Source organism: Enterococcus cecorum (assembly GCF_052119425.1).
GTDB classification, from domain to species: Bacteria; Bacillota; Bacilli; order Lactobacillales; family Enterococcaceae; genus Enterococcus_E; species Enterococcus_E cecorum_C.
Map to the genome: position 1 here is coordinate 81,687 of NZ_JBQKFH010000002.1, position 18,772 is coordinate 100,458.

General features: G+C 37.2%; 20 protein-coding genes and 1 other annotated feature. Of the genes, 12 read left to right on the forward strand and 8 right to left on the reverse strand.

The features are described from left to right. The first annotated feature begins 54 nt into the window (after positions 1 to 54). The 3 genes from ACTQZM_RS00860 to ACTQZM_RS00870 all read left to right on the forward strand — a co-directional run bounded on the left by ACTQZM_RS00860 (position 55) and on the right by ACTQZM_RS00870 (position 3,331). Positions 55 to 1,056 carry a YeiH family protein gene (locus ACTQZM_RS00860; protein ID WP_441652594.1) on the forward strand — a complete coding sequence of 334 codons (1,002 nt, stop codon included), beginning with the start codon at positions 55 to 57 and terminating at the stop codon, positions 1,054 to 1,056. Between the two features lie 218 nt (positions 1,057 to 1,274). Next, a complete protein-coding gene (locus tag ACTQZM_RS00865; protein ID WP_441652595.1) occupies positions 1,275 to 2,075 on the forward strand; it encodes a zinc dependent phospholipase C family protein in 801 nt (266 codons plus the stop codon). 8 nt (positions 2,076 to 2,083) lie between these two features. Beyond that, positions 2,084 to 3,331 carry an MFS transporter gene (locus tag ACTQZM_RS00870; protein ID WP_441652596.1) on the forward strand — a complete coding sequence of 416 codons (1,248 nt, stop codon included), beginning with the start codon at positions 2,084 to 2,086 and terminating at the stop codon, positions 3,329 to 3,331. Positions 3,332 to 3,374: 43 nt separating this feature from the next. On the opposite strand, the gene ACTQZM_RS00875 is transcribed toward ACTQZM_RS00870, so the two are convergent. After that, positions 3,375 to 4,706 carry a DUF438 domain-containing protein gene (locus ACTQZM_RS00875; RefSeq protein WP_441652597.1) on the reverse strand — a complete coding sequence of 444 codons (1,332 nt, stop codon included), beginning with the start codon at positions 4,704 to 4,706 and terminating at the stop codon, positions 3,375 to 3,377. Continuing rightward, positions 4,707 to 4,937, reverse strand: coding sequence for a DUF1858 domain-containing protein (locus ACTQZM_RS00880; RefSeq protein ID WP_047334990.1), 231 nt, complete (start codon positions 4,935 to 4,937; stop codon positions 4,707 to 4,709). 187 nt (positions 4,938 to 5,124) lie between these two features. After that, positions 5,125 to 5,369 (forward strand) — a binding site (T-box leader). Positions 5,370 to 5,431: 62 nt separating this feature from the next. Between ACTQZM_RS00880 and trpE the strand changes: the two genes are divergently transcribed. Genes trpE through trpA form a run of 7 tightly spaced genes read left to right on the forward strand, consistent with a single transcriptional unit; the run spans position 5,432 to position 11,895 of the window. Beyond that, positions 5,432 to 6,913 (forward strand): anthranilate synthase component I, encoded by a 1,482-nt coding sequence (gene trpE, locus ACTQZM_RS00885; RefSeq protein ID WP_441652598.1) that lies wholly within the window; start codon positions 5,432 to 5,434, stop codon positions 6,911 to 6,913. Then, positions 6,897 to 7,505: an anthranilate synthase component II gene (locus ACTQZM_RS00890; RefSeq protein WP_171301461.1), complete on the forward strand. Its 609-nt coding sequence runs from the start codon at positions 6,897 to 6,899 to the stop codon at positions 7,503 to 7,505. Before trpE ends, ACTQZM_RS00890 begins: the two co-directional genes overlap by 17 nt. Then, positions 7,505 to 8,542, forward strand: coding sequence for an anthranilate phosphoribosyltransferase (gene trpD / locus ACTQZM_RS00895; protein WP_441652599.1), 1,038 nt, complete (start codon positions 7,505 to 7,507; stop codon positions 8,540 to 8,542). Before ACTQZM_RS00890 ends, trpD begins: the two co-directional genes overlap by 1 nt. Then, on the forward strand, positions 8,535 to 9,329 hold the full coding sequence (gene trpC, locus ACTQZM_RS00900) for an indole-3-glycerol phosphate synthase TrpC (RefSeq protein WP_441652600.1): 795 nt from the start codon (positions 8,535 to 8,537) through the stop codon (positions 9,327 to 9,329). The genes trpD and trpC overlap by 8 nt, the downstream gene beginning before the upstream one ends. Continuing rightward, complete coding sequence (locus tag ACTQZM_RS00905; protein WP_349276707.1) at positions 9,322 to 9,918, forward strand: phosphoribosylanthranilate isomerase; 597 nt, start codon at positions 9,322 to 9,324, stop codon at positions 9,916 to 9,918. The genes trpC and ACTQZM_RS00905 overlap by 8 nt, the downstream gene beginning before the upstream one ends. 5 nt (positions 9,919 to 9,923) lie before the next feature. Beyond that, on the forward strand, positions 9,924 to 11,114 hold the full coding sequence (gene trpB / locus ACTQZM_RS00910; protein ID WP_349276709.1) for a tryptophan synthase subunit beta: 1,191 nt from the start codon (positions 9,924 to 9,926) through the stop codon (positions 11,112 to 11,114). Continuing rightward, positions 11,107 to 11,895 (forward strand): tryptophan synthase subunit alpha, encoded by a 789-nt coding sequence (trpA, locus tag ACTQZM_RS00915; protein ID WP_441652601.1) that lies wholly within the window; start codon positions 11,107 to 11,109, stop codon positions 11,893 to 11,895. Before trpB ends, trpA begins: the two co-directional genes overlap by 8 nt. Before the next feature lie 62 nt (positions 11,896 to 11,957). On the opposite strand, the gene ACTQZM_RS00920 is transcribed toward trpA, so the two are convergent. Beyond that, a complete protein-coding gene (locus ACTQZM_RS00920; RefSeq protein ID WP_349276713.1) occupies positions 11,958 to 13,274 on the reverse strand; it encodes an APC family permease in 1,317 nt (438 codons plus the stop codon). A 237-nt stretch (positions 13,275 to 13,511) separates the two neighbouring features. Between ACTQZM_RS00920 and ACTQZM_RS00925 the strand changes: the two genes are divergently transcribed. After that, on the forward strand, positions 13,512 to 13,994 hold the full coding sequence (locus ACTQZM_RS00925; protein WP_349276715.1) for a DUF3955 domain-containing protein: 483 nt from the start codon (positions 13,512 to 13,514) through the stop codon (positions 13,992 to 13,994). Positions 13,995 to 14,020: 26 nt separating this feature from the next. Here ACTQZM_RS00925 and ACTQZM_RS00930 read toward each other — a convergent pair whose 3' ends face one another. Then, positions 14,021 to 14,869 (reverse strand): aldo/keto reductase, encoded by an 849-nt coding sequence (locus ACTQZM_RS00930; RefSeq protein ID WP_441652602.1) that lies wholly within the window; start codon positions 14,867 to 14,869, stop codon positions 14,021 to 14,023. A 314-nt stretch (positions 14,870 to 15,183) separates the two neighbouring features. On the opposite strand from ACTQZM_RS00930, the gene ACTQZM_RS00935 reads away from it, so the two are divergent. Beyond that, positions 15,184 to 15,381 carry a hypothetical protein gene (locus tag ACTQZM_RS00935; protein WP_113783649.1) on the forward strand — a complete coding sequence of 66 codons (198 nt, stop codon included), beginning with the start codon at positions 15,184 to 15,186 and terminating at the stop codon, positions 15,379 to 15,381. A gap of 43 nt (positions 15,382 to 15,424) precedes the next feature. Here ACTQZM_RS00935 and ACTQZM_RS00940 read toward each other — a convergent pair whose 3' ends face one another. From ACTQZM_RS00940 to motA, 4 genes are read right to left on the reverse strand one after another with little or no spacing between them, the layout of a single operon-like run. After that, positions 15,425 to 15,664 (reverse strand): hypothetical protein, encoded by a 240-nt coding sequence (locus ACTQZM_RS00940; protein WP_441652603.1) that lies wholly within the window; start codon positions 15,662 to 15,664, stop codon positions 15,425 to 15,427. A gap of 41 nt (positions 15,665 to 15,705) precedes the next feature. Continuing rightward, a complete protein-coding gene (locus tag ACTQZM_RS00945) occupies positions 15,706 to 16,437 on the reverse strand; it encodes a C39 family peptidase (RefSeq protein ID WP_441652604.1) in 732 nt (243 codons plus the stop codon). Between the two features lie 15 nt (positions 16,438 to 16,452). After that, the gene (locus ACTQZM_RS00950) at positions 16,453 to 17,229 is read right to left on the reverse strand and encodes a flagellar motor protein MotB (RefSeq protein ID WP_441652605.1); all 777 of its coding nucleotides are present in this window, start codon (positions 17,227 to 17,229) and stop codon (positions 16,453 to 16,455) included. 20 nt (positions 17,230 to 17,249) lie between these two features. Then, positions 17,250 to 18,011 (reverse strand): flagellar motor stator protein MotA, encoded by a 762-nt coding sequence (gene motA / locus ACTQZM_RS00955; RefSeq protein WP_248624047.1) that lies wholly within the window; start codon positions 18,009 to 18,011, stop codon positions 17,250 to 17,252. Between the last annotated feature and the right edge of the window lie 761 nt (positions 18,012 to 18,772).

Consider the following 18,772-nt stretch of genomic DNA (forward strand, 5'->3'; position numbering starts at 1 on the left):
TAAAAATACAGCACTCATTTTTTAACAACAATATCTGTAGAAGGAGGAGATTTTTTGGTTGAAAAAATGAAGCCAATCTTACCTGGTTTAGGACTTTCAGTGGCCGTAGCAGCTATCAGTAAAGCTTTAGCCCTCTTGTTTCCTGAATTAGGTGGAGCAACAATCGCGATTTTATTAGGGATCGTTTTAGGAAACACCATCTTTAGACAAGAATATTTAGCAAAAGGAACCAAATTTTCTGAAAGCAGGCTATTAGAATATTCTATCGTGCTTTTAGGATTTACAGTAACTTTTCAAACAATTGGCCAAATGGGTATCAAAGGAATCGTCTTTATCCTTATCCTAATGAGTATTACCATTGTGGGTACTTATTTGCTTGGAAAAAAACTCGGCTTTAACGATGAGATGAGTTTGATGATGAGCGGAGGAAATGCAGTCTGTGGTTCATCAGCTATCGGAGCCATCGCACCAAGTATCGATGCCAAAGATGAAGAAAAAGGTCAAATTATCACTTTAGTTAACCTACTCGGTACAGTGATGATGCTTACCTTACCTTTTTTAGGGATAGCTTTATTCGGCGATCAAGTTTTAACTAAAAGTGCCCTACTTGGTGGGACCTTACAATCAGTCGGACAAGTTGTAGCAGGTGCTTCTTTAGATAGTCCAGCAGTAGTCCAATTTTCGATGCTCTTTAAGATTATGCGTATCATTATGTTAGTTGTGGTAGTACTAAGTTTTGAGAAATTTATCTTAACGAAAAAAGCCCATCTTAAAGGCGCTAAAGCAAGTAAAAAGAAATTACCGATTCCATGGTATGTTTTAGGCTTTTTGATTGCTTGTATTTTAAATAGTACTTTTGATTTACCACAATTCTTTGATCATGGTGCCCATTTTGCTAGCACTTGGTTTGAAACAACTGCCTTAGCCGCTATTGGTTTGAGATTAGACTTCAAAAAATTCTTAAAAGAAGGACCACGTTTCCTACTTTATGGTTTAGGCGTTGGGACTTTGCAAACTATCGCAGCGGTTAGTCTGATTTACTTACTGCATATTTAAGCAAACGAACGATTCAGTTATTACTGGGTCGTTTTTTTGTTTTGTAAATGTTTCTTTATTTCTAAAAAAAAACAGCTGAAATAGAACCGTTCCCGTGATTAATGAATCTACTTTAGTTATGAAACCTCTTGTGAATTGAAATCGAAAAAAAATAGTTATATAATTAACTTAGAATCATTTTAATCATTTTAATTATTTTAATTAAGGAGGAGACATTTATGCCGACTACCTATGCACACTTGAGATTTGGGAAAGAAGTATTACCTTTACTACCTAAGGATTTACAAGCAGAAATAAAGCAATACTTGCCATTATTTTTAACTGGCCAACATGGACCAGACATTCTGTTTTATTACCGTCCTTACCATAAAAATGCGTTAAGTGCTTATGGCAGCGAATTGCATAATGAAACAGGTCGTCAAGTATTCCAGAGATTCCGCCGTTACTTAAAGATGCAACCAGGTGATAATACTGCCTTAAAAGTCTATATTTTAGGATTTTTATGTCATTATTGCTTGGATAAATACTGTCATCCATATGTCTATAAAGTCCAAGATACTGGCTTTTCACATGCAGAAATCGAAGCTGAATTTGACCGTATGTTATTAATTAAAGACGGGTTTGATCCTCTTAGCCATCGTTTGAGTAGCCATATCTGCACAGATGATGAAGATGTGGCGGTCATTAGCAAGTGCTTCCCGCAATTTAGTCAAGCACAAATCAAAGAAACCTTAGTGACCATGCGAGCTTTTCTAGACGTTATTGTCGCACCGGGTAATTTCAAACGCGGCTTAGTGAAGGGAATCTTTTTAATTAGTGGAAATTACGCTACAAGAAGCAAGCTAATTATCAATAAACAACCAAATCCAAAACTAGCTGCTTCAAATGAAGAATTATACCGCCGTTACAAGATGGCTGTGGCTAATGCAGTGGATATGTTAACTGATTTTAATCACCAACTCTCAAAACCAAATATGACTTTTAATAGCGATTATGCACCGACATTTGAAAGAGAATAGGGGAAAATATGCAAAAACTATTAAAACAGAAAGTCACTAAGAATGAACGTGACTGGATATTATATGATGTGGGAAATTCTGGTTATAGCTTGATGTTGGCTACGATTTTACCGATTTATTTCAATCATCTCGCCCAACAAGAACACTTATCTTCGGCTCAGTACTTAGCTTATTGGGGTTATGCTACAAGCTTGATTACACTTTTTGTTGGGTTTATTGGTCCGATTTTTGGAAGTATTGCTGACTTTCAAGGGATGAAGAAAAAACTTTTCATACTGTTTTTGACTATTGGGGTTGTAGGTTGTTACGCCTTAAATTTAGCGCATACTTGGTGGCTCCTTTTAGTTGTATATGTCATTAGTAAATTAGGCTATTCCTCTAGTTTGATTTTCTATGATGCGATGCTAACCGATATTACGACAAAAGAGCGCTATGATAATATTTCTTCCTTGGGTTATGCTTGGGGCTATATTGGAAGTATTGTTCCGTTTGTGCTAAGTATTGGTCTAGTTTTAGGTCGTAATGCTTTTCATCTCAGCCTTACTGCAGCAATGATTTTAGCGTTTAGTATTACTGCGACTTGGTGGTTAATCAATAGCCTACCCTTACTGAAAGTTTATGAGCAAAAATACTATATTCCTAAACAAGCCAATGTACTAAAAAATACCTTCAGCCGTTTGAAGAAAACCTTAAAAGCCATTTATCATCAAAAACATATTTTTTATTACTTGATTGCCTTTTGCTTATACATTGATGGTGTCAATACCATTATTAGTATGGCTACGGCTTACGGTAAAGCATTGGGACTAGGAGATACCGACTTGCTCCTTGCCTTATTGGTAACTCAGTTTGTTGCCTTTCCTGCTACGATTGTCTTTGCGCGAATTACCAAACACTTCAAGACATCTACATTAATCTATGTTTGTCTATTTGCTTATGTTGGCATTACGCTCTTTGCGGTTACCTTGGTTTATCCCATTCAATTTTGGATGTTAGCTATTTTTGTTGGCTTATTCCAAGGGGGGATTCAAGGATTATCCCGATCTTATTTTGCAAGTATGATTCCAGCAAGCCAATCCGGAGAATATTTTGGGATTCTAGATGTTTGTGGGAAAGGAGCCGCCTTCTTAGGAACTTTCCTTGTCAGTAGCGTCACCCAAATTACCAATCGTGAACAAATGGGACTGGGTGTATTGATTATCATCTTTATCGCTGGTCTTTATTTCTTCCATAAATCAGTGAAAATAAAAGCATAAAATAAAGCTACGAAGACAAATGATGTTTTCGTAGCCTTTTTACTTATTTCACTTCATCTAAAAGACGTTTTTGTCCGGTTAATTGCTGTAATTCAGTGATATCTTGCGTCACTTCTAAACAACCTAAGTATTTGCCTTGTTCATCATGAAGTGCATAATAGCGAATCGAGATTTTCATTCCACGCATATCAATCCAAAAATCAGCTTGTGTACGTGCGCCTGATCTGAAATCATCTAAAATTTGTTGGACAATATGCATGCTCTTTGGCGGATGACAGTTCACCACTTCTCGTCCAATCACTGATTTCGTTCTTGGGAAAATACGATGTGGGCCTTCTGAGTAAAAACGGACCTTCTCATCAGCATCAACAAAGGTTAAATCAACTGGTAGATGAGAGAAAATCGCGATTAATTGTTCTAATTGTAAGTTCCCAGTTGGTAGATCAATGGTTTGCGTTAAATCTCCACTAAAATTATCTGTCTTTTCTTGAGTAGCAACCGAGCTCACAGGATAATCGGGTAAACTTGCGGCAATTGCTTCAGTTGTTTCTTTCGCTTGGGCAATAGCTGCTAGACGTTGTACCTCATTTTCCTTTTCTTTTTCAAAGGAAGCAGCACTCGGTACCCATTTTAACGGTTCAGTAATAAAGCTAAAACCAATATCATGACTATCTTTAGCGATTTGTTGCCAGTCTGCCAAGCTAAAAACATCTAGCGTCATTGGAATCATGATTTCTTCTTCTTTAAAAATCATTTCTTCTATTTCGTTTTTCAAAGCGGCCCATTTTTCAGATAGTGGATTATACGCTACTTTAGGAGAAGCTAAAAGTTCAGCAAACTCTTTAATCATCGCACGAATTTGATCATCCACCCCCCACATGACTTTAGGTGGTGCAGTAATGCCGTATTTTTCCATGAAAGCAAAAATCAACGTTTCCTTGCGTGTATAGTGTTTATCAATATTTTTTAAATCTGCCACTGCTCTTTGAAGACGTTCCAATTGTGACCAGTCTTGTTTAGCCATTTTCGCTAAAATCCCATCAATTTCATCTGTTAGCAAAGATTGCAAGACTTGATTTTCTAATTTTAAAGTATGTACCGGATGTCCTACTTGCCCATGCTCTTCATTTGAACGATGAATCTCATTGATGGAACCCTTAAAGACAGCCGCATGAATATTACATAACCGTTGAATTTCGCTTGGATCAAGTCCTGATTGAATCAAGGCTTTTTCAGCAGCCGTTATTTCGGTCACATCCACACCATCGAAGGCTTCATTGAACAGCGCCTTCGCTTCTTCAAAACTGCCCCCATTATGTAAAGTAGTTAATATTTCGACAATTTTTTCTTGTCTTTGTTTTCTTGTTTGATCCATTTATTTACCTCCCACGACTGTAAACCCAGCATTTTCAAAGGCCTGCATAATTTGTTCTAAAGGAATTTTCTTTAATTTTGCCCCTTTAGGAATCGTCATATATCGCCCGGCTGTTTGTAGCATACCAGGTGCCTTAATTTCCTTAAATCCTAATTGAAACATAATATCCAAAATTTCTGGATAACTTTGAACCAATTGATATAAAGTCAAATTTAAATCAAGTTCTTTCACCAAACCACCTCACAATTGATAATCATTCTCATAAACTATTCTACGCTATTTTGCCATTCTTTTCACTAAAAAATTTATAGAAAAATCAAAAACATCTTTTCATTGAAACGATAAATTTATTTGTTCATTCTACTTGACATGAGAATATAATTAGAATATACTGTTTTAAAAATTAAATATTTCTCATTTTAAACCAATGATGCGGAGATAAAGGTAATCATGCTTCTACAGAGAGTCTACGTTGCTGAGAGTTAGGCGAAAAACAAGTTATCAAATGGACCGCGGAGGGGGTAGTCAAAGAAAGCTTGCTTTTGAGTATACTACCACGTGATGGCTTACGTAAGTAGTCGAAGATATGTTGGTATCTTGCTGAGGGTATGGAGTTTTCCATGAATCAAGGTGGCACCGCGGATTAGTCGATTCGTCCTTGACAGTCATTTATTATGCTGTCGAGGACTTTTTTATTTCCTACGACAATCTAAGGAGGCCTTTTTATGTATCCAATTTATCCGGATTTGTCTTTTTTACAAAATCAAGCAAATACAAAAGACTACACACATTATCCACTGACACTAGAATTGCTAGCAGATATCAAAACACCGCTAGAAGTCTTAAAACTATTCAAAGAGCAAAACAAACCTTGCTTTTTACTAGAGTCCGTCATCTCTAAAGAACAATGGGGGCGCTATACTTTTCTAGGCTTTGATCCAGTTTTAGAAATCACTGGCTTAGACGGTCAAATCTATGAAAATGGTCAAGCAATTAAAAGTACTACCCCTCAAAAATATTTACGCAAGCTTTTAGCTCAATACCGCGTACCTAAACGAACCAATCTACCGCCCTTTATCGGTGGTTTAGTCGGCTATTTTGGCTACGACTATTTCAAATATGCCGAAACAAAATTAAAATTAGATGCTAAAAACCCTGAAGCATTAAATGATTTCAACTTGATGCTTTTTACCAAAGTGGTCTGCTTTGATCATAGTCAACAAAAAATCTATCTAATCGCTAATGTGTCGCTAACTGATTTGACGGCACAGTATCAAAAAATCTGTCAAGAATTACAAGATTTGGCTGAACTTTTGACTAATCAACATGCAAAACGTAAATTTACGGGTGAATTATTAGCCCCTTTACAACCTCGGTTTACCAAGGAGCATTTTGCCCAAATGATTCAAAAAGCGAAGAACTATATTTATGAAGGGGATATCTTCCAAGTCGTGCTTTCCAATTACTTAAGCGCATCTTTTCAAGGAAGTTTACTGGATACTTATCGCCAATTAAGGCTGCTAAACCCTTCGCCTTATCTCTTTTATGTGCAAACAAGTGACTTAGAAGTAATTGGTGCCTCCCCTGAAACCTTAGTCAAATTAGAAAATGAAACATTATACACCTATCCCTTAGCCGGAACTAGACCCCGGGGCAAGACCTTGCAAGAAGATTCGACCTTAGAAAACGAGCTCTTACAAGATGAAAAAGAACTGGCCGAGCACAATATGTTGGTGGATTTAGGACGCAATGATTTAGGTAAAGTTTGTCAGTTTGGCACGGTCGAAGTCGAAAAATATTTAAATATTGAACGTTTCTCACACGTTATGCATATCGGTTCAACCATTCGCGGAATTATCCAAAATGATAAAGATACACTAGATACCGTAGATGCGATTTTACCAGCTGGAACTTTATCCGGTGCACCGAAATTTCGAGCATGTGAAATTATCAATGAATTAGAAGATGTCAAACGCGGCATTTACGGCGGGGCAATTGGTTACATCGATTTTAGCGGGAATCTTGATTTATGTATTGCCATTCGCATTATTTATCAAAAAAACCAAAAAATCTTTATTCAAAGTGGTGCTGGAATTGTGGCTGATTCAAATGCCGATAAAGAATATCAAGAATGTATCAATAAAGCCAAAGCCACGGTGAAAGCTTTAGAACTTGCAGGAGGAAATTCAAATGATCTTACTCATTGATAACTATGATAGTTTCGCCTATAACCTCTATCAAATGGTTGGCGAAATTGCCAAAGAAATTAAAGTCATTCGCAATGATACCTATAGCGTGGCACAAATCGCACAGCTCAACCCGCAAGCCATCATCCTTTCACCTGGACCTGGTCGACCGGAAGATGCTGGAGTTTGCCAAGAAGTGATTACTCGCCTAGGACATAAAATTCCGATTTTAGGTGTTTGCTTAGGCCATCAAGCTATCTGCCAAGTTTTTGGTGCTACGATTACCCATGCCCCACAATTAATGCATGGCAAGTCGTCCTATATTCAAATCAATCAGGAGAGTCCTCTATTTAAAGAGATTGCTGCACCGATGCAAGTGGCACGATATCATTCTTTAATTGCACAAAAAGAAACAATTCCTGAATGCTTAAAAGTTATCGCAAGTACGAATGAACAAGAAATAATGGCCGTAAATCATCAAACTTATCCAATCTTTGGGGTCCAATTTCACCCCGAATCAATTCTTACACCCAACGGCCGAAAACTATTAGCGAATTTCATTCAATTTGCGCAAAACTATACACCAAATACAGTATTGGAGGAAATAAAATAATGATTCAAGAAGCGATTAAAAAAATTGTCGATAAACAAGATTTAACTTTTGATGAGGCTTATCAAGTGATGAGTGAAATCATGAATGGTCAAACCTCCCCTACTCAAAATGCAGCCTTTTTAGCAGCTTTATCCACCAAAAGCAGCCGCAGTGAAACCATTGAAGAAATTTCTGGATGTGCCAAAGCCATGCGAGACTGTGCAACCTTGATTCATCACCCATTTGAAGTCATGGACATCGTCGGCACAGGGGGCGATGGATCCAATAGCTTTAATATTTCGACTACCGCTAGCTTTGTTGTGGCAGCTAGTGGCATCAAAGTAGCAAAACACGGCAATCGGGCAGCTTCTTCTAAAAGTGGTACGGCTGACTGCTTAGAAGCTTTAGGACTCCCCTTAGCCAAAACGCCTGAAGAAAACATTGAAATGCTAGAAAAGACGAATTTTTGCTTCTGTTTTGCCCAAAGTTACCACCCTTCGATGAAATATGTGGGAGGGATTCGTAAAGAGTTAGGCATTCGCACCGTCTTTAATATCTTAGGTCCCTTAACCAACCCAGCTAAACCAAGCTATCAACTACTTGGTGTCTATGACGAATCCTTATTAGAAATCTTAGCACATACTTTAAATGAACTCGGTGTGAAAAGAGCCATGGTCGTCTATGGGCAAGATAAATTAGACGAAATTTCTTTAAGCGCTCCTACTAGCATCTGCGAACTAAATGAGGGACAAGTCACACGTTATACCTTTGACCCTCAATCTATTGGTTTTACCTACTGCACCAAAGAAGATTTACGAGGGGGCACGCCAGAAGAAAATGCACAAATCACCAAAGATATTTTAGCTGGTAAAATCAAAGGACCAAAACGCCAAGCTGTCTTACTAAATGCTGGAGCCGCCCTTTATCTTGGTGGTAAAGCCGCAACTTTTGCAGAAGGTATCGTTAAAGCTGGTGAATTAATTGACTCTGGGGAAGCTTTGGCCACTTTATTAAAAGTCATTGATTTTGCTCAAATACAGGAGGCTCGTCATGACTGATATCTTACAAACAATTGCCAATAAAACGAAAGAACGAATTGAAAAGCAAAAAGCGCTCCACCCTCTAGAAGAATTAAAACAAGCTTGTGCCAAATTACCAATCAATCAAGATTTTCCTTTTGAACAAGCTTTACGCAAAGAGGGATTGAGTTATATTTGTGAATGTAAAAAAGCCTCCCCCTCGAAAGGATTAATAGATGAAGATTTTAATTATTTACATATTGCCAAAGAATACGAAAACGTGGGTGCTCGTGCGATATCTGTCCTAACTGAGCCCGAATTTTTCCTAGGCAGTGATCAATATTTGCAAAAAATCGCCCAAGAAGTTAAGATTCCTTGTTTGAGAAAAGATTTTGTCGTCGATGAATATATGATTTATCAAGCAAAACGACTAGGCGCTCAAGCTATTTTATTGATTGTCTCCTTATTAGATACACAAATTTTAAAACAATATCTTGATATAGCCAATTCACTAGGCTTATCGTGTTTAGTCGAAGCCCATGATGAAGCCGAAATCAAACAAGCCATTGACGCCGGCGCAAAAATTATCGGTGTGAATAATCGTAACCTTAGAAATTTCCAAGTCAACGTTGAAAATACCTTAAATCTACGCCGGGCTATTCCTAAAGAGATTCTGATGGTGGCTGAAAGTGGGATACAAAGCCGCTCAGACATTGCTTTACTTGAAAAAGCGCAAATCGATGCCGTACTGATTGGAGAAACATTGATGAAAGCCAGTGACAGACAAGCAAAGATGGCCGAGCTTAGAGGTGAAAAGAATGAGTAAAATTAAATTTTGTGGCATCAAACCAGATAGCGATTTAGATTACCTCAATCAATTAGCGCCAGATTACATTGGAATGGTTTTTGCGCCCAAAAGTAAACGCGTCGTCACTTTTGAAGAGGCCAAAAAAATCAGCCAAACACTTAAACCTGAAATTACGAGAGTCGGTGTCTTTGTCGATGCACCCGAAAGCCTAATTGCAAAACTTGTAAACAATCAAGTCATTCAGGTCATACAATTACATGGCGCTGAAGATGAAGCAACCATTCGTCACTACCAACAAACGCTTAAAGTACCCGTAATCAAAGCCTTTGGAATTCAAACACCTGATGATGTCGACAAAGCTATACAATCCCCAGCCGATTATTTACTTTTTGATTACAAGGTAGCTGGTAGTGGCAAAACTTTTGACTGGCGCTATATCCAAGAAGTCAAACGCGAGTACTTTTTAGCGGGTGGGATTAATAGTGAAAATCTCAAAGAAGCGCTATCCCTTAACCCCTATGCCATTGATTTAAGCTCAGCCATCGAAACAAATGGCCGTAAAGATAAGCAAAAAATGACCACTATTATCAACATCATGAAAGGATGAAAACAATGACAAATCCAAATGGACGCTTCGGTATCCATGGCGGTCAATATATTCCTGAAACTTTAATGAATGCCGTCATCGAACTTGAAGAAGCCTATAATCACTTTAAAAATGATCCAACTTTTCAAAATGAGTTAAAAGAATTATTCCATGACTATGCCAATCGTCCAAGTAGACTCTACTACGCTGAAAAACTGACGAAAAAACTAGGTGGCGCAAAAATCTATCTCAAACGTGAGGACTTAAATCATACCGGGGCCCATAAAATTAACAATGTATTAGGACAAGCCTTATTAGCAAAGAAAATGGGTAAAACACATCTCATCGCCGAAACAGGTGCCGGTCAACACGGAGTTGCCACCGCCACCGCTGCTGCACTTTTAGATATGGAATGTGTAGTGTATATGGGTAAAGAAGATACCATTCGCCAATCCTTAAATGTCTACAAAATGCGCTTACTAGGAGCTGAAGTCGTGCCGGTTACGAGTGGTACAGCGACGTTAAAAGATGCCGTATCCGAAGCAATGCGTGAATGGACGTGCCGCATAGAAGATACCCATTATTGTCTTGGATCGGTGATGGGGCCTCATCCATTCCCAGTAATTGTCCGTGATTTTCAAGCAGTTATCTCTCAAGAAATCAAAGAACAAATGCTAGAAAAAGAAGGCCGGCTCCCTGATATTGTGATGGCTTGTGTAGGTGGTGGCAGTAATGCAATCGGGGCTTTCTACCACTTTATCGAGCATCCTGAAGTTCGTTTAATCGGTTGTGAAGCAGCAGGACGCGGCATCGATACCCTTGATACAGCAGCCACGATTGCAACTGGGAAACTCGGCATTTTCCACGGGATGAAATCTTATTTTTGCCAAGATGAATATGGACAAATCGCCCCAGTTTACTCTATATCAGCTGGATTAGATTATCCCGGAATTGGACCAGAGCATGCGAATTTACATGACCAAAAACGAGCTGAATACGTCGCTATTACTGATGAAGAAGCCGTCAATGCCTTTGAATTATTAAGTAAAACAGAAGGAATCATCCCAGCCATTGAATCCGCTCATGCACTAGCCCACGCAATCAAAATCGCCCCTACCCTAGACAAAGATAAAATTATTGTGGTGAATTTATCTGGACGTGGCGATAAAGACTGTGCAGCAATTGCAAGATATCGAGGTGAAGACATCCATGACTAAACAAACTGGACAACAACGTATTCAAAAAGCTTTTCACCACAAAGCTTTTATCCCCTTTATTACTTGTGGTGACCCAGATTTAGCTACTAGTAAAGCCATTATCCGCACATTAGCAGCAAATGGCGCAGATATTATCGAACTAGGTATTCCTTTTTCAGATCCAACTGCAGAAGGACCAGTCATTCAAGAAGCGAATTTACGCGCTTTAAAAAACCAAGTAACCACAGATGATATCTTCCAAATGGTAGCAGATTTACGTCAAGATTTAACCGTGCCAATGGTCATTATGACTTATGCCAATGTGGTCTTTTCTTATGGTACCCAACGTTTCATCCAAAAAGCCCAAGAAGTCGGCATTGATGGTCTGATTTTGCCAGATGTGCCTTTTGAAGAAAAAGAAGAATTCAATCAAGTTTGCCAGCAATATGGTTTAGCCTTTGTTTCCTTGATTGCCCCTACTTCCCACGAGCGTATTGCAAAAATCGCCAAAGAAGCAAATGGTTTCTTATATTGCGTTTCTTCTTTAGGGGTAACTGGGGTTCGTAGCCAAATTAATACGGATCTTGGTAGCATGATTGCCGCTGTACGTAAAGCAAATCCAACTATTCCGGTGGCGATTGGTTTTGGAATTGCCACAAGTGAACAAGCCCAACAAATGAGTCAACTTGCAGACGGGGTCATCATCGGATCGGCCATCGTCAAACAAATTGGCCAACATCAGCAAAATGCTCCAGAAATTTTAGCCCCATATGCCAAAAGTATTGTCCAAAGTATTCGGTGAACATGAAACAATAGAAGCAAAAAATCAGCGTGGAGCCACTAAAACTTCACGCTGATTTATTTTTATTTTATTTTCCGTCCTAAGTAAAATACAGGAACTCCTAGTAAAGTCAGCCCGATTCCGGTTAAGGCAAGCTGGGTTGAATAAACGATTGTCATCACTAAAATAAACCCACCACCGAATATCGCAATGAGTGGTAAAACTGGATATAACGGAACTTTATATGGTCGCGGTAAGTCCGGTTGTGTCTTGCGCAAAACAAAAACTGCCGCAAAAATCAAAATGCTGAAAAACCACATCACAAAGACTAACATATCCGTTAATAAATCAAAGTTTCCTAAACACATCATCACAATGGCAATGGCTAGTTGAAACAAAGCGGCGACGTACGGAATCGCAGTATGTTTAGAAAGACGTTTGAAATAGTGGCTCAAAGGCAATTCATCTTCTTTCGCTAAAGCATAAGGCACGCGAATTCCGGTCATTGTATAGCCGTTTAGTGCCCCATATACTGAAATCAAAATCCCAATCGTCACTAATTTTCCACCAAAACCACCAAACATTTGGATAGCTGCTAAATTCGCTGCATTTAAGTTACCAGCAATCTGCGCAACCGGTAAATTCTTCAAGAAAGCCCAGTTAATCAACACATAAACTAAAGTTACAAAACTAAGTCCCAAGATAATCGCTTTAGGCAAATCTTTTTGCGGATGCTTCATTTCACCTGCGACATTTCCTACATTTAACCAACCATCATAGGCAAATAAAGTAGCCAGTAGCGCAGCAGCAAAATTATGGGCAGCATTGGTTTGACCAAAAAAGCTTGCATCCACTAAAGCTATTTGCACCTGACCTTGTGTAAATAGTCCTGCTAGAATAATTAAACTAATCGGTAGCAATTTTACAATAAGTGTTACTGATTGCACATTGGCCGCTACCTTTGTGCCTAACAAGTTAATCCCCGTTACACTCGAACCTACTAAAATCGCTAAGGGTAGTAATATAGAAGAGGACAAATGAAATAGATTGATACACTGGGTGGCAAAAATAATGCTTAATGCGGCAATATTTGCTGGAAAATAAACAATCATTTGCGCCCAACCAAGTAAAAATGAAGGCAGCTTACCATAGGCTTCCTCAATATAGCGCACCGCTCCACCAGTTTTTGGAATCGCTGTGGCTAATTCAGCAACCGTCAAGCCCCCACAGATTGTTAATATACCTGCCAAAGCCCAGGCAAATAAAGTAGCCGAGGCATTTTGCGTATGATTGACGACACTGGCCACTTTGAAAAAGACCCCTGCACCAATGACTGTACCCATCACTGTTGACAAGGCACCTACTAAATTAATTTCCTTTTTTAAATGTTTTTGCTCCATCCATTAACCTCATTTTCTAAATATAATGAAAGTATACAGAAAATAATCACAAAAAACTATAGAAACTGATTTAAAAATCACTGTTTTCTTAAATGTTTCATAAAATTTTTCTCATGCTATAATAAAGGCAAAATATCGAAACATCAAGGTTGCAAGCAATACTTTCCTTGATGCAACCTTAGCTTTCTACCATACTTTCTTTTCTTATGATATCATCGATTGCGAGGAGGGATGAAGATGCAATTTGCTGAAAAAATCAAACAAATACGTACAAAAAATCATTTAACCCAAGAGCAATTTGCTATGCGATTGAATGTCACACGTCAAGCTGTTTCAAACTGGGAAAACAATCGAAATTTACCCGATATTCAAATGTTGATACTTATTACAGAAATATTCGATGTGACGTTAGACGAACTAATTTTAGGAGATGAAAAAATGAATAAATTGACAGAAAAATTAATAGAAGATACCAATCAAACAAAACGTGCAAAATTAAATTTAGCCACTACTCTTACCGGTACCATTCTTCTATTACTTGGTATTGTTTGTCTAGTAATCAAAGCTTTATCTGTAGAATATATTGATGATCAGGGAATTTTACACGAAAATTTCTTCTTGATTCCTATTGGATTTAGTTTACTATTTGCAGGCTGTATCGTATTTTTGGTAATCGGTATTCAATACTTGAAAGAAACAATATACAAACATCGAGCATAGCCATACCGCTATGCTCGATGTTGCTATTAAAAATTCGTTGTATCTGGATCCGTAGCTAAACTCTTAACCCCTTGTAACGCATCCATCGCTGCCATATCCTGGGCATCAATTAGAAAATCAAAGACTTGGAAGTTTTGCTCAATCCGTGATGGCGTAACAGATTTTGGTAGTGGTAAGAAACCTTTTTGTAAGCTCCATCGTAATAATAATTGTGGCACACTCTTTTGATATTTTGCCGCAATCTTTTCTAGCTCTGGTAAACCAATTAAATTACCTGTGCCTAGTGGACTATAAGCTTCACTTAAGATGTTGTGGGCATTATTATAGGCCACTACTTCTCTTTGTTGATCAGATGGGTTAAGATAAATTTGATTCACCACTGGTTGAATCTTCGCTGTTTCAAGCAATGCGTCTAAATGATGTGCTCTAAAATTCGAAACACCGATAGATTTAATCTTGCCTGTTTCAACTGCTTCTTCCATCGCACGCCAAGCTTCACTATTAGCTTCTTTCCAGTTTTCACGAAAATGAACTGGATTTGGCCAATGAATCAAATATAGATCAAAATAATCTAAGCCTAAATTTTGTAAAGACTGATCAATGGCTTTTTTCGCTAATTCATAACTATGATCAGTGTTCCATAATTTTGTCGTTACGAATAACTCTTCACGAGCAACCCCACTTTTTTGAATGGCACGACCGACTGAAACTTCATTGCCATAAATCATCGCTGTATCAATATGACGATAACCACTTTCTAAAGCTTTCAATACAGATTGTTCAGCCACCTCCCCATCCGGAGTTTGCCAAGTACCAAAACCTAGCACCGGGATTTCTTGACCATTTGCTAATTTGTAAGTTGGAATTTTACTCATAATATGTACACCTCTTTATATATGTATTATACCTTTAATTTTACAACTAATACTGCATTTTTTCATGTATCTTACTTAAAAAGATTTAGCAAAATCTACTTTTCAATAGCGCAGAATCTATTTCATAAAAATTATTTTAAATAACTATATATTTATAATTAGTATAAATAAAATAATTTACATATGCATGTTAAATACACTAATTATAGTACATTATGAAAAATTTAATAATTCATATATTTCCATATAACTATTGAAAAATAATTTTTACCGTGTATAATTTTAAATGAAATAATAATGAAAAGAGAAAAAATATGACTCGAAATACATCTTATTATGATAAAGAAGCCTACAAAGAACTAACGCATATACAGAAACTTCTATTAGCCGATGAGCCACTCACCGTCTCCAAAAGAATTCACGCGGCTAAACGTGGTCGCTTACAAGAACCTTTCCTTACTGCAGACCAAAATCGTATGCCGAATTATTTCAAACGCTCCATTCGCCTATAGCTAAAAAAAGAGTCACCACTTTTAAATGGTTGACTCTTTTTGATTATCTTGTATGATTTGATTGTTGCATCATCATATAAGCGCGATATTTTTCATCTAAGGTAGCAAGATCACTCTCTAGTCTTCCACGCTCTCTTGCATGAACACGCTTTGACGCCGTCCATGATTTAGAAGTAGAATCCAATGTTAATAATTTCGCAAACTCAAAAGGTTGATTCTCAGCCTTTACTAGTGAATTTTCACTATCCAATGTAAAATATTGTACTTCTCGAATAGACTCCATACTAAACCCTCCAATACTCATTCCCCATGATTATTATACAACTAGTTAATTGTAAAATACAAGGACTGAGCACCCATTTTCTCAAAAATTTTTTTCATCGTTTCTATTTTAACGGGACGATTTTTATATCCATATGGATCATTAACATAAATATTTTCGCTATCCATTCCAGTAATAACTGCTGCATGTATCTTTGGAGTAACCTTAATATTTCCTTGATTTGTAGGCCACTCAATAAAATCACTATCTTGCAATTCAATAAAATCAACCGTTATCAAGCACCAAATGGGAATGTCTTGTTGCACAAGCGAGATAACTTCATCAAACGTTATTTTTTCATCATGTACCATTACATCTTCATGCACAATTTTACGTGCAAGCTGAGCAATTGGTTCCACAAATACCCCCATCGCCCGGTTTCCTTTTTGAATATCTCCTACAAAACCAATTCTAGGATCTCCATATATTTGGTTATTTACACTAAATGGTTCATATTGAAGTTGGCTTGCTAAGACATTTTTATTCACATCATAACCATAATATTGAAGCAACATAGATAATGCAGTAACTTCACAACCATTTTCTAGTCTTTGACCTTCAAATTGGCTCTCCAACGGAACGTCCAATAAAATCGTTGAATAAGTAATATCTTGAGTAGAAAGATTAATCGTATGCGTTGCTTTTACTTGGCTTTTACTCGAAACATCGTCATTAAATAGACAAAATATGATGGTTAATACAACTATAAAAAAAGCAATAACTTTTCTTTTCAAAGATGCAGCCTCCTATTAATTGCCGTTAGATACAACTTTTGCAGTATGCATTTTTTGAATAATGATTTCAACACGACGATTTAGAAGTCTACCTTCATCTGTACTATTTGTTGCTTTAGGTTTATTATCTGCATATGCTTGAATAGCTACTTTGTTACTAGCTATCATATGATTGTTAACAAAATAATTCATAACTGAAATCGCACGTGCCGCCGACAATTCCCAGTTCGAAGCATATTTGCCATTCTCAGGTCGATTATCGGTATATCCTGCAATTATAAAATCCTGATCTAATCCTTTGAAATGGCTACCTACAATTGACAAGTTTTTCTGAACATCATCAGATAAATCAGCACTTCCTGGACTAAATAAGATTCGACTAGATAATGCAATATGAATCCCATCGGACTTTAAATCTATCGTAACATCATCAGCAATCTCAGTTTTCGATAAATCTTCATCTAATTGTTTTTGTAGTTTAGCTAATTTCTTATCTTCCAAGCGCATCTTTACAATAGCTTCTTTCGTTGCTTCTGATTCTGCTGTCTTTTCTTGAGTATCTTCTGGTAAATCAGGATCCACGGCTTTGCCAATTACTGCCGTTCCACTGCTTTGACCAACTCCAGCAAATATTTGCGTAAATTCACTTTTAAATTCATTAAATTTCGCCGTATCTACTTTAGCCATCGCAAATAAGACAATAAATAAAGCTAATAGTAGCGTCATCATGTCAGAGTAAGGGAGTAACCATGCTTCATCGACGTGTTCTTCATGTCTTTTTTTTCGTTTCATCGTTTAAACACCCTCTTAAATTAGGATTCTCTACGTTGGTTTGGCTCAATGATGCTGTTTAATTGTTTTTCAATATTTTTAGGTGAGTGGCCCGCCTGAATTGCCATCACACCTTCCAAAATGATCATCTTTTGCTGAATTTCCTCTTGAGATTTAGACTCCAAACGCGAAGCAAAAGGCATCATCAATACATATCCGAAGAAAATCCCATATAATGTCGCTACAAAGGCCGCTTTAATCATATGACCTAAAGCCTCAACATCACTTAAATTTCCCAAGGCACCAATCAAACCGATTACTGCCCCCAATACCCCTAAAGTTGGAGATGTTGATCCTAATGTCTTGAACATCTTAGCTGCTGAATGATGTCTTTCTTCAATTCCAGCAATTTCTGTCTCTAGAATTTCACGAATTTGTTCAGCATCAATTCCATCGACTACCATTTCTAAACCTTTTTTCAAAAACGGATCGTCTAAAGTATTTACATGTGACTCTAATGCAAGCAATCCATCACGACGAGCCATATTGGCCATTTCAATAATTGATTGAATTAAATCTGCATTATTCACTTCTCGATTATTAAACAATACTCCAAAAACTTTTGGTAGTCGCTTTATCTGTTGCATAGGATAAGAATTAAGTAAAGCTGCAATACTTCCACCAAAGATGATAATGATAGCGGCCGGATTAATAAGTACAGAAACATCCGCCCCTTTTACAATCATTCCTACAACCACTGATAAAAAACCTGCGATAATACCAATAATTAAAAAGATATCCATTTATAAATTTCCCCTTGTATTCTATATTCATATTTTAATTTATCGGTCAATATCAGTCAAAATTCAAGGGGATAAATAAAAATTATTGACAAATCATTATTTTTCAAAATTTATTCGTTCTTTTTTAGTTTTTCCCTTTAATTTTTATTCAACTATCCGATAATACAGTATGTCAAGGTGATAAGCATCTATGAAAACCTTGACAAGCACAAAACATATGCTTATAATAGCTATGTAAACTTTGCATATTATGCCGTTTCAAGTTAATGTAAATTATCTTTTCCCATATTCCAATAAACGCACGTGTTTTACACGTGCGTTTATTGTTTTGCAAAAATAAATGATTTATTATTTATTTAGTTCGTTTATTTTTTATTTCGGGCTTACGTTTTATGTTCGAAATATTTTCTGTATCGGAATGTAATGTTACGGGGACAATTGTTAATTTTTGTTCTGGCATATGAAAAGCACCTCCTTTGATTGATATGTCAATTTTAACAAGAGGTGCTGTTGATTTATATGCGTTGTTTGAATGGGGGCTTACGATACACCTTGTTATTGGGCGCTTACCTAGCGTGCGCTGAAAATTGCGCATATTAAATTAACCGTTTCAAGTAATGTAAATTATCTTTTCCCATATTTCGACAAACGGGGCTGACCCATTAGTCCCTTTTGAATCCAAAAATCGAAGGCACCCGTGAAAGATGCCTTCGATTTTTGGATTTTTTGGATGAAATATAGAGGATTTTCCCCCTATATTT

What these genes read in the sequence shown, in the direction of transcription:
- ACTQZM_RS00920 (WP_349276713.1), bottom strand. Translation starts at nt 13,274, where the DNA reads ATGGAGCAAAAACATTTAAAAAAGGAAATTAATTTAGTAGGTGCCTTG.
- motA (WP_248624047.1), bottom strand. Translation starts at nt 18,011, where the DNA reads ATGGATATCTTTTTAATTATTGGTATTATCGCAGGTTTTTTATCAGTG.
- ACTQZM_RS00870 (WP_441652596.1), top strand. Translation starts at nt 2,084, where the DNA reads ATGCAAAAACTATTAAAACAGAAAGTCACTAAGAATGAACGTGACTGG.
- ACTQZM_RS00890 (WP_171301461.1), top strand. Translation starts at nt 6,897, where the DNA reads ATGATCTTACTCATTGATAACTATGATAGTTTCGCCTATAACCTCTAT.
- trpA (WP_441652601.1), top strand. Translation starts at nt 11,107, where the DNA reads ATGACTAAACAAACTGGACAACAACGTATTCAAAAAGCTTTTCACCAC.
- ACTQZM_RS00865 (WP_441652595.1), top strand. Translation starts at nt 1,275, where the DNA reads ATGCCGACTACCTATGCACACTTGAGATTTGGGAAAGAAGTATTACCT.
- trpC (WP_441652600.1), top strand. Translation starts at nt 8,535, where the DNA reads ATGACTGATATCTTACAAACAATTGCCAATAAAACGAAAGAACGAATT.
- trpB (WP_349276709.1), top strand. Translation starts at nt 9,924, where the DNA reads ATGACAAATCCAAATGGACGCTTCGGTATCCATGGCGGTCAATATATT.
- ACTQZM_RS00905 (WP_349276707.1), top strand. Translation starts at nt 9,322, where the DNA reads ATGAGTAAAATTAAATTTTGTGGCATCAAACCAGATAGCGATTTAGAT.
- ACTQZM_RS00950 (WP_441652605.1), bottom strand. Translation starts at nt 17,229, where the DNA reads ATGAAACGAAAAAAAAGACATGAAGAACACGTCGATGAAGCATGGTTA.
- ACTQZM_RS00940 (WP_441652603.1), bottom strand. Translation starts at nt 15,664, where the DNA reads ATGGAGTCTATTCGAGAAGTACAATATTTTACATTGGATAGTGAAAAT.
- ACTQZM_RS00925 (WP_349276715.1), top strand. Translation starts at nt 13,512, where the DNA reads ATGCAATTTGCTGAAAAAATCAAACAAATACGTACAAAAAATCATTTA.
- ACTQZM_RS00930 (WP_441652602.1), bottom strand. Translation starts at nt 14,869, where the DNA reads ATGAGTAAAATTCCAACTTACAAATTAGCAAATGGTCAAGAAATCCCG.
- ACTQZM_RS00875 (WP_441652597.1), bottom strand. Translation starts at nt 4,706, where the DNA reads ATGGATCAAACAAGAAAACAAAGACAAGAAAAAATTGTCGAAATATTA.
- trpD (WP_441652599.1), top strand. Translation starts at nt 7,505, where the DNA reads ATGATTCAAGAAGCGATTAAAAAAATTGTCGATAAACAAGATTTAACT.
- trpE (WP_441652598.1), top strand. Translation starts at nt 5,432, where the DNA reads ATGTATCCAATTTATCCGGATTTGTCTTTTTTACAAAATCAAGCAAAT.
- ACTQZM_RS00935 (WP_113783649.1), top strand. Translation starts at nt 15,184, where the DNA reads ATGACTCGAAATACATCTTATTATGATAAAGAAGCCTACAAAGAACTA.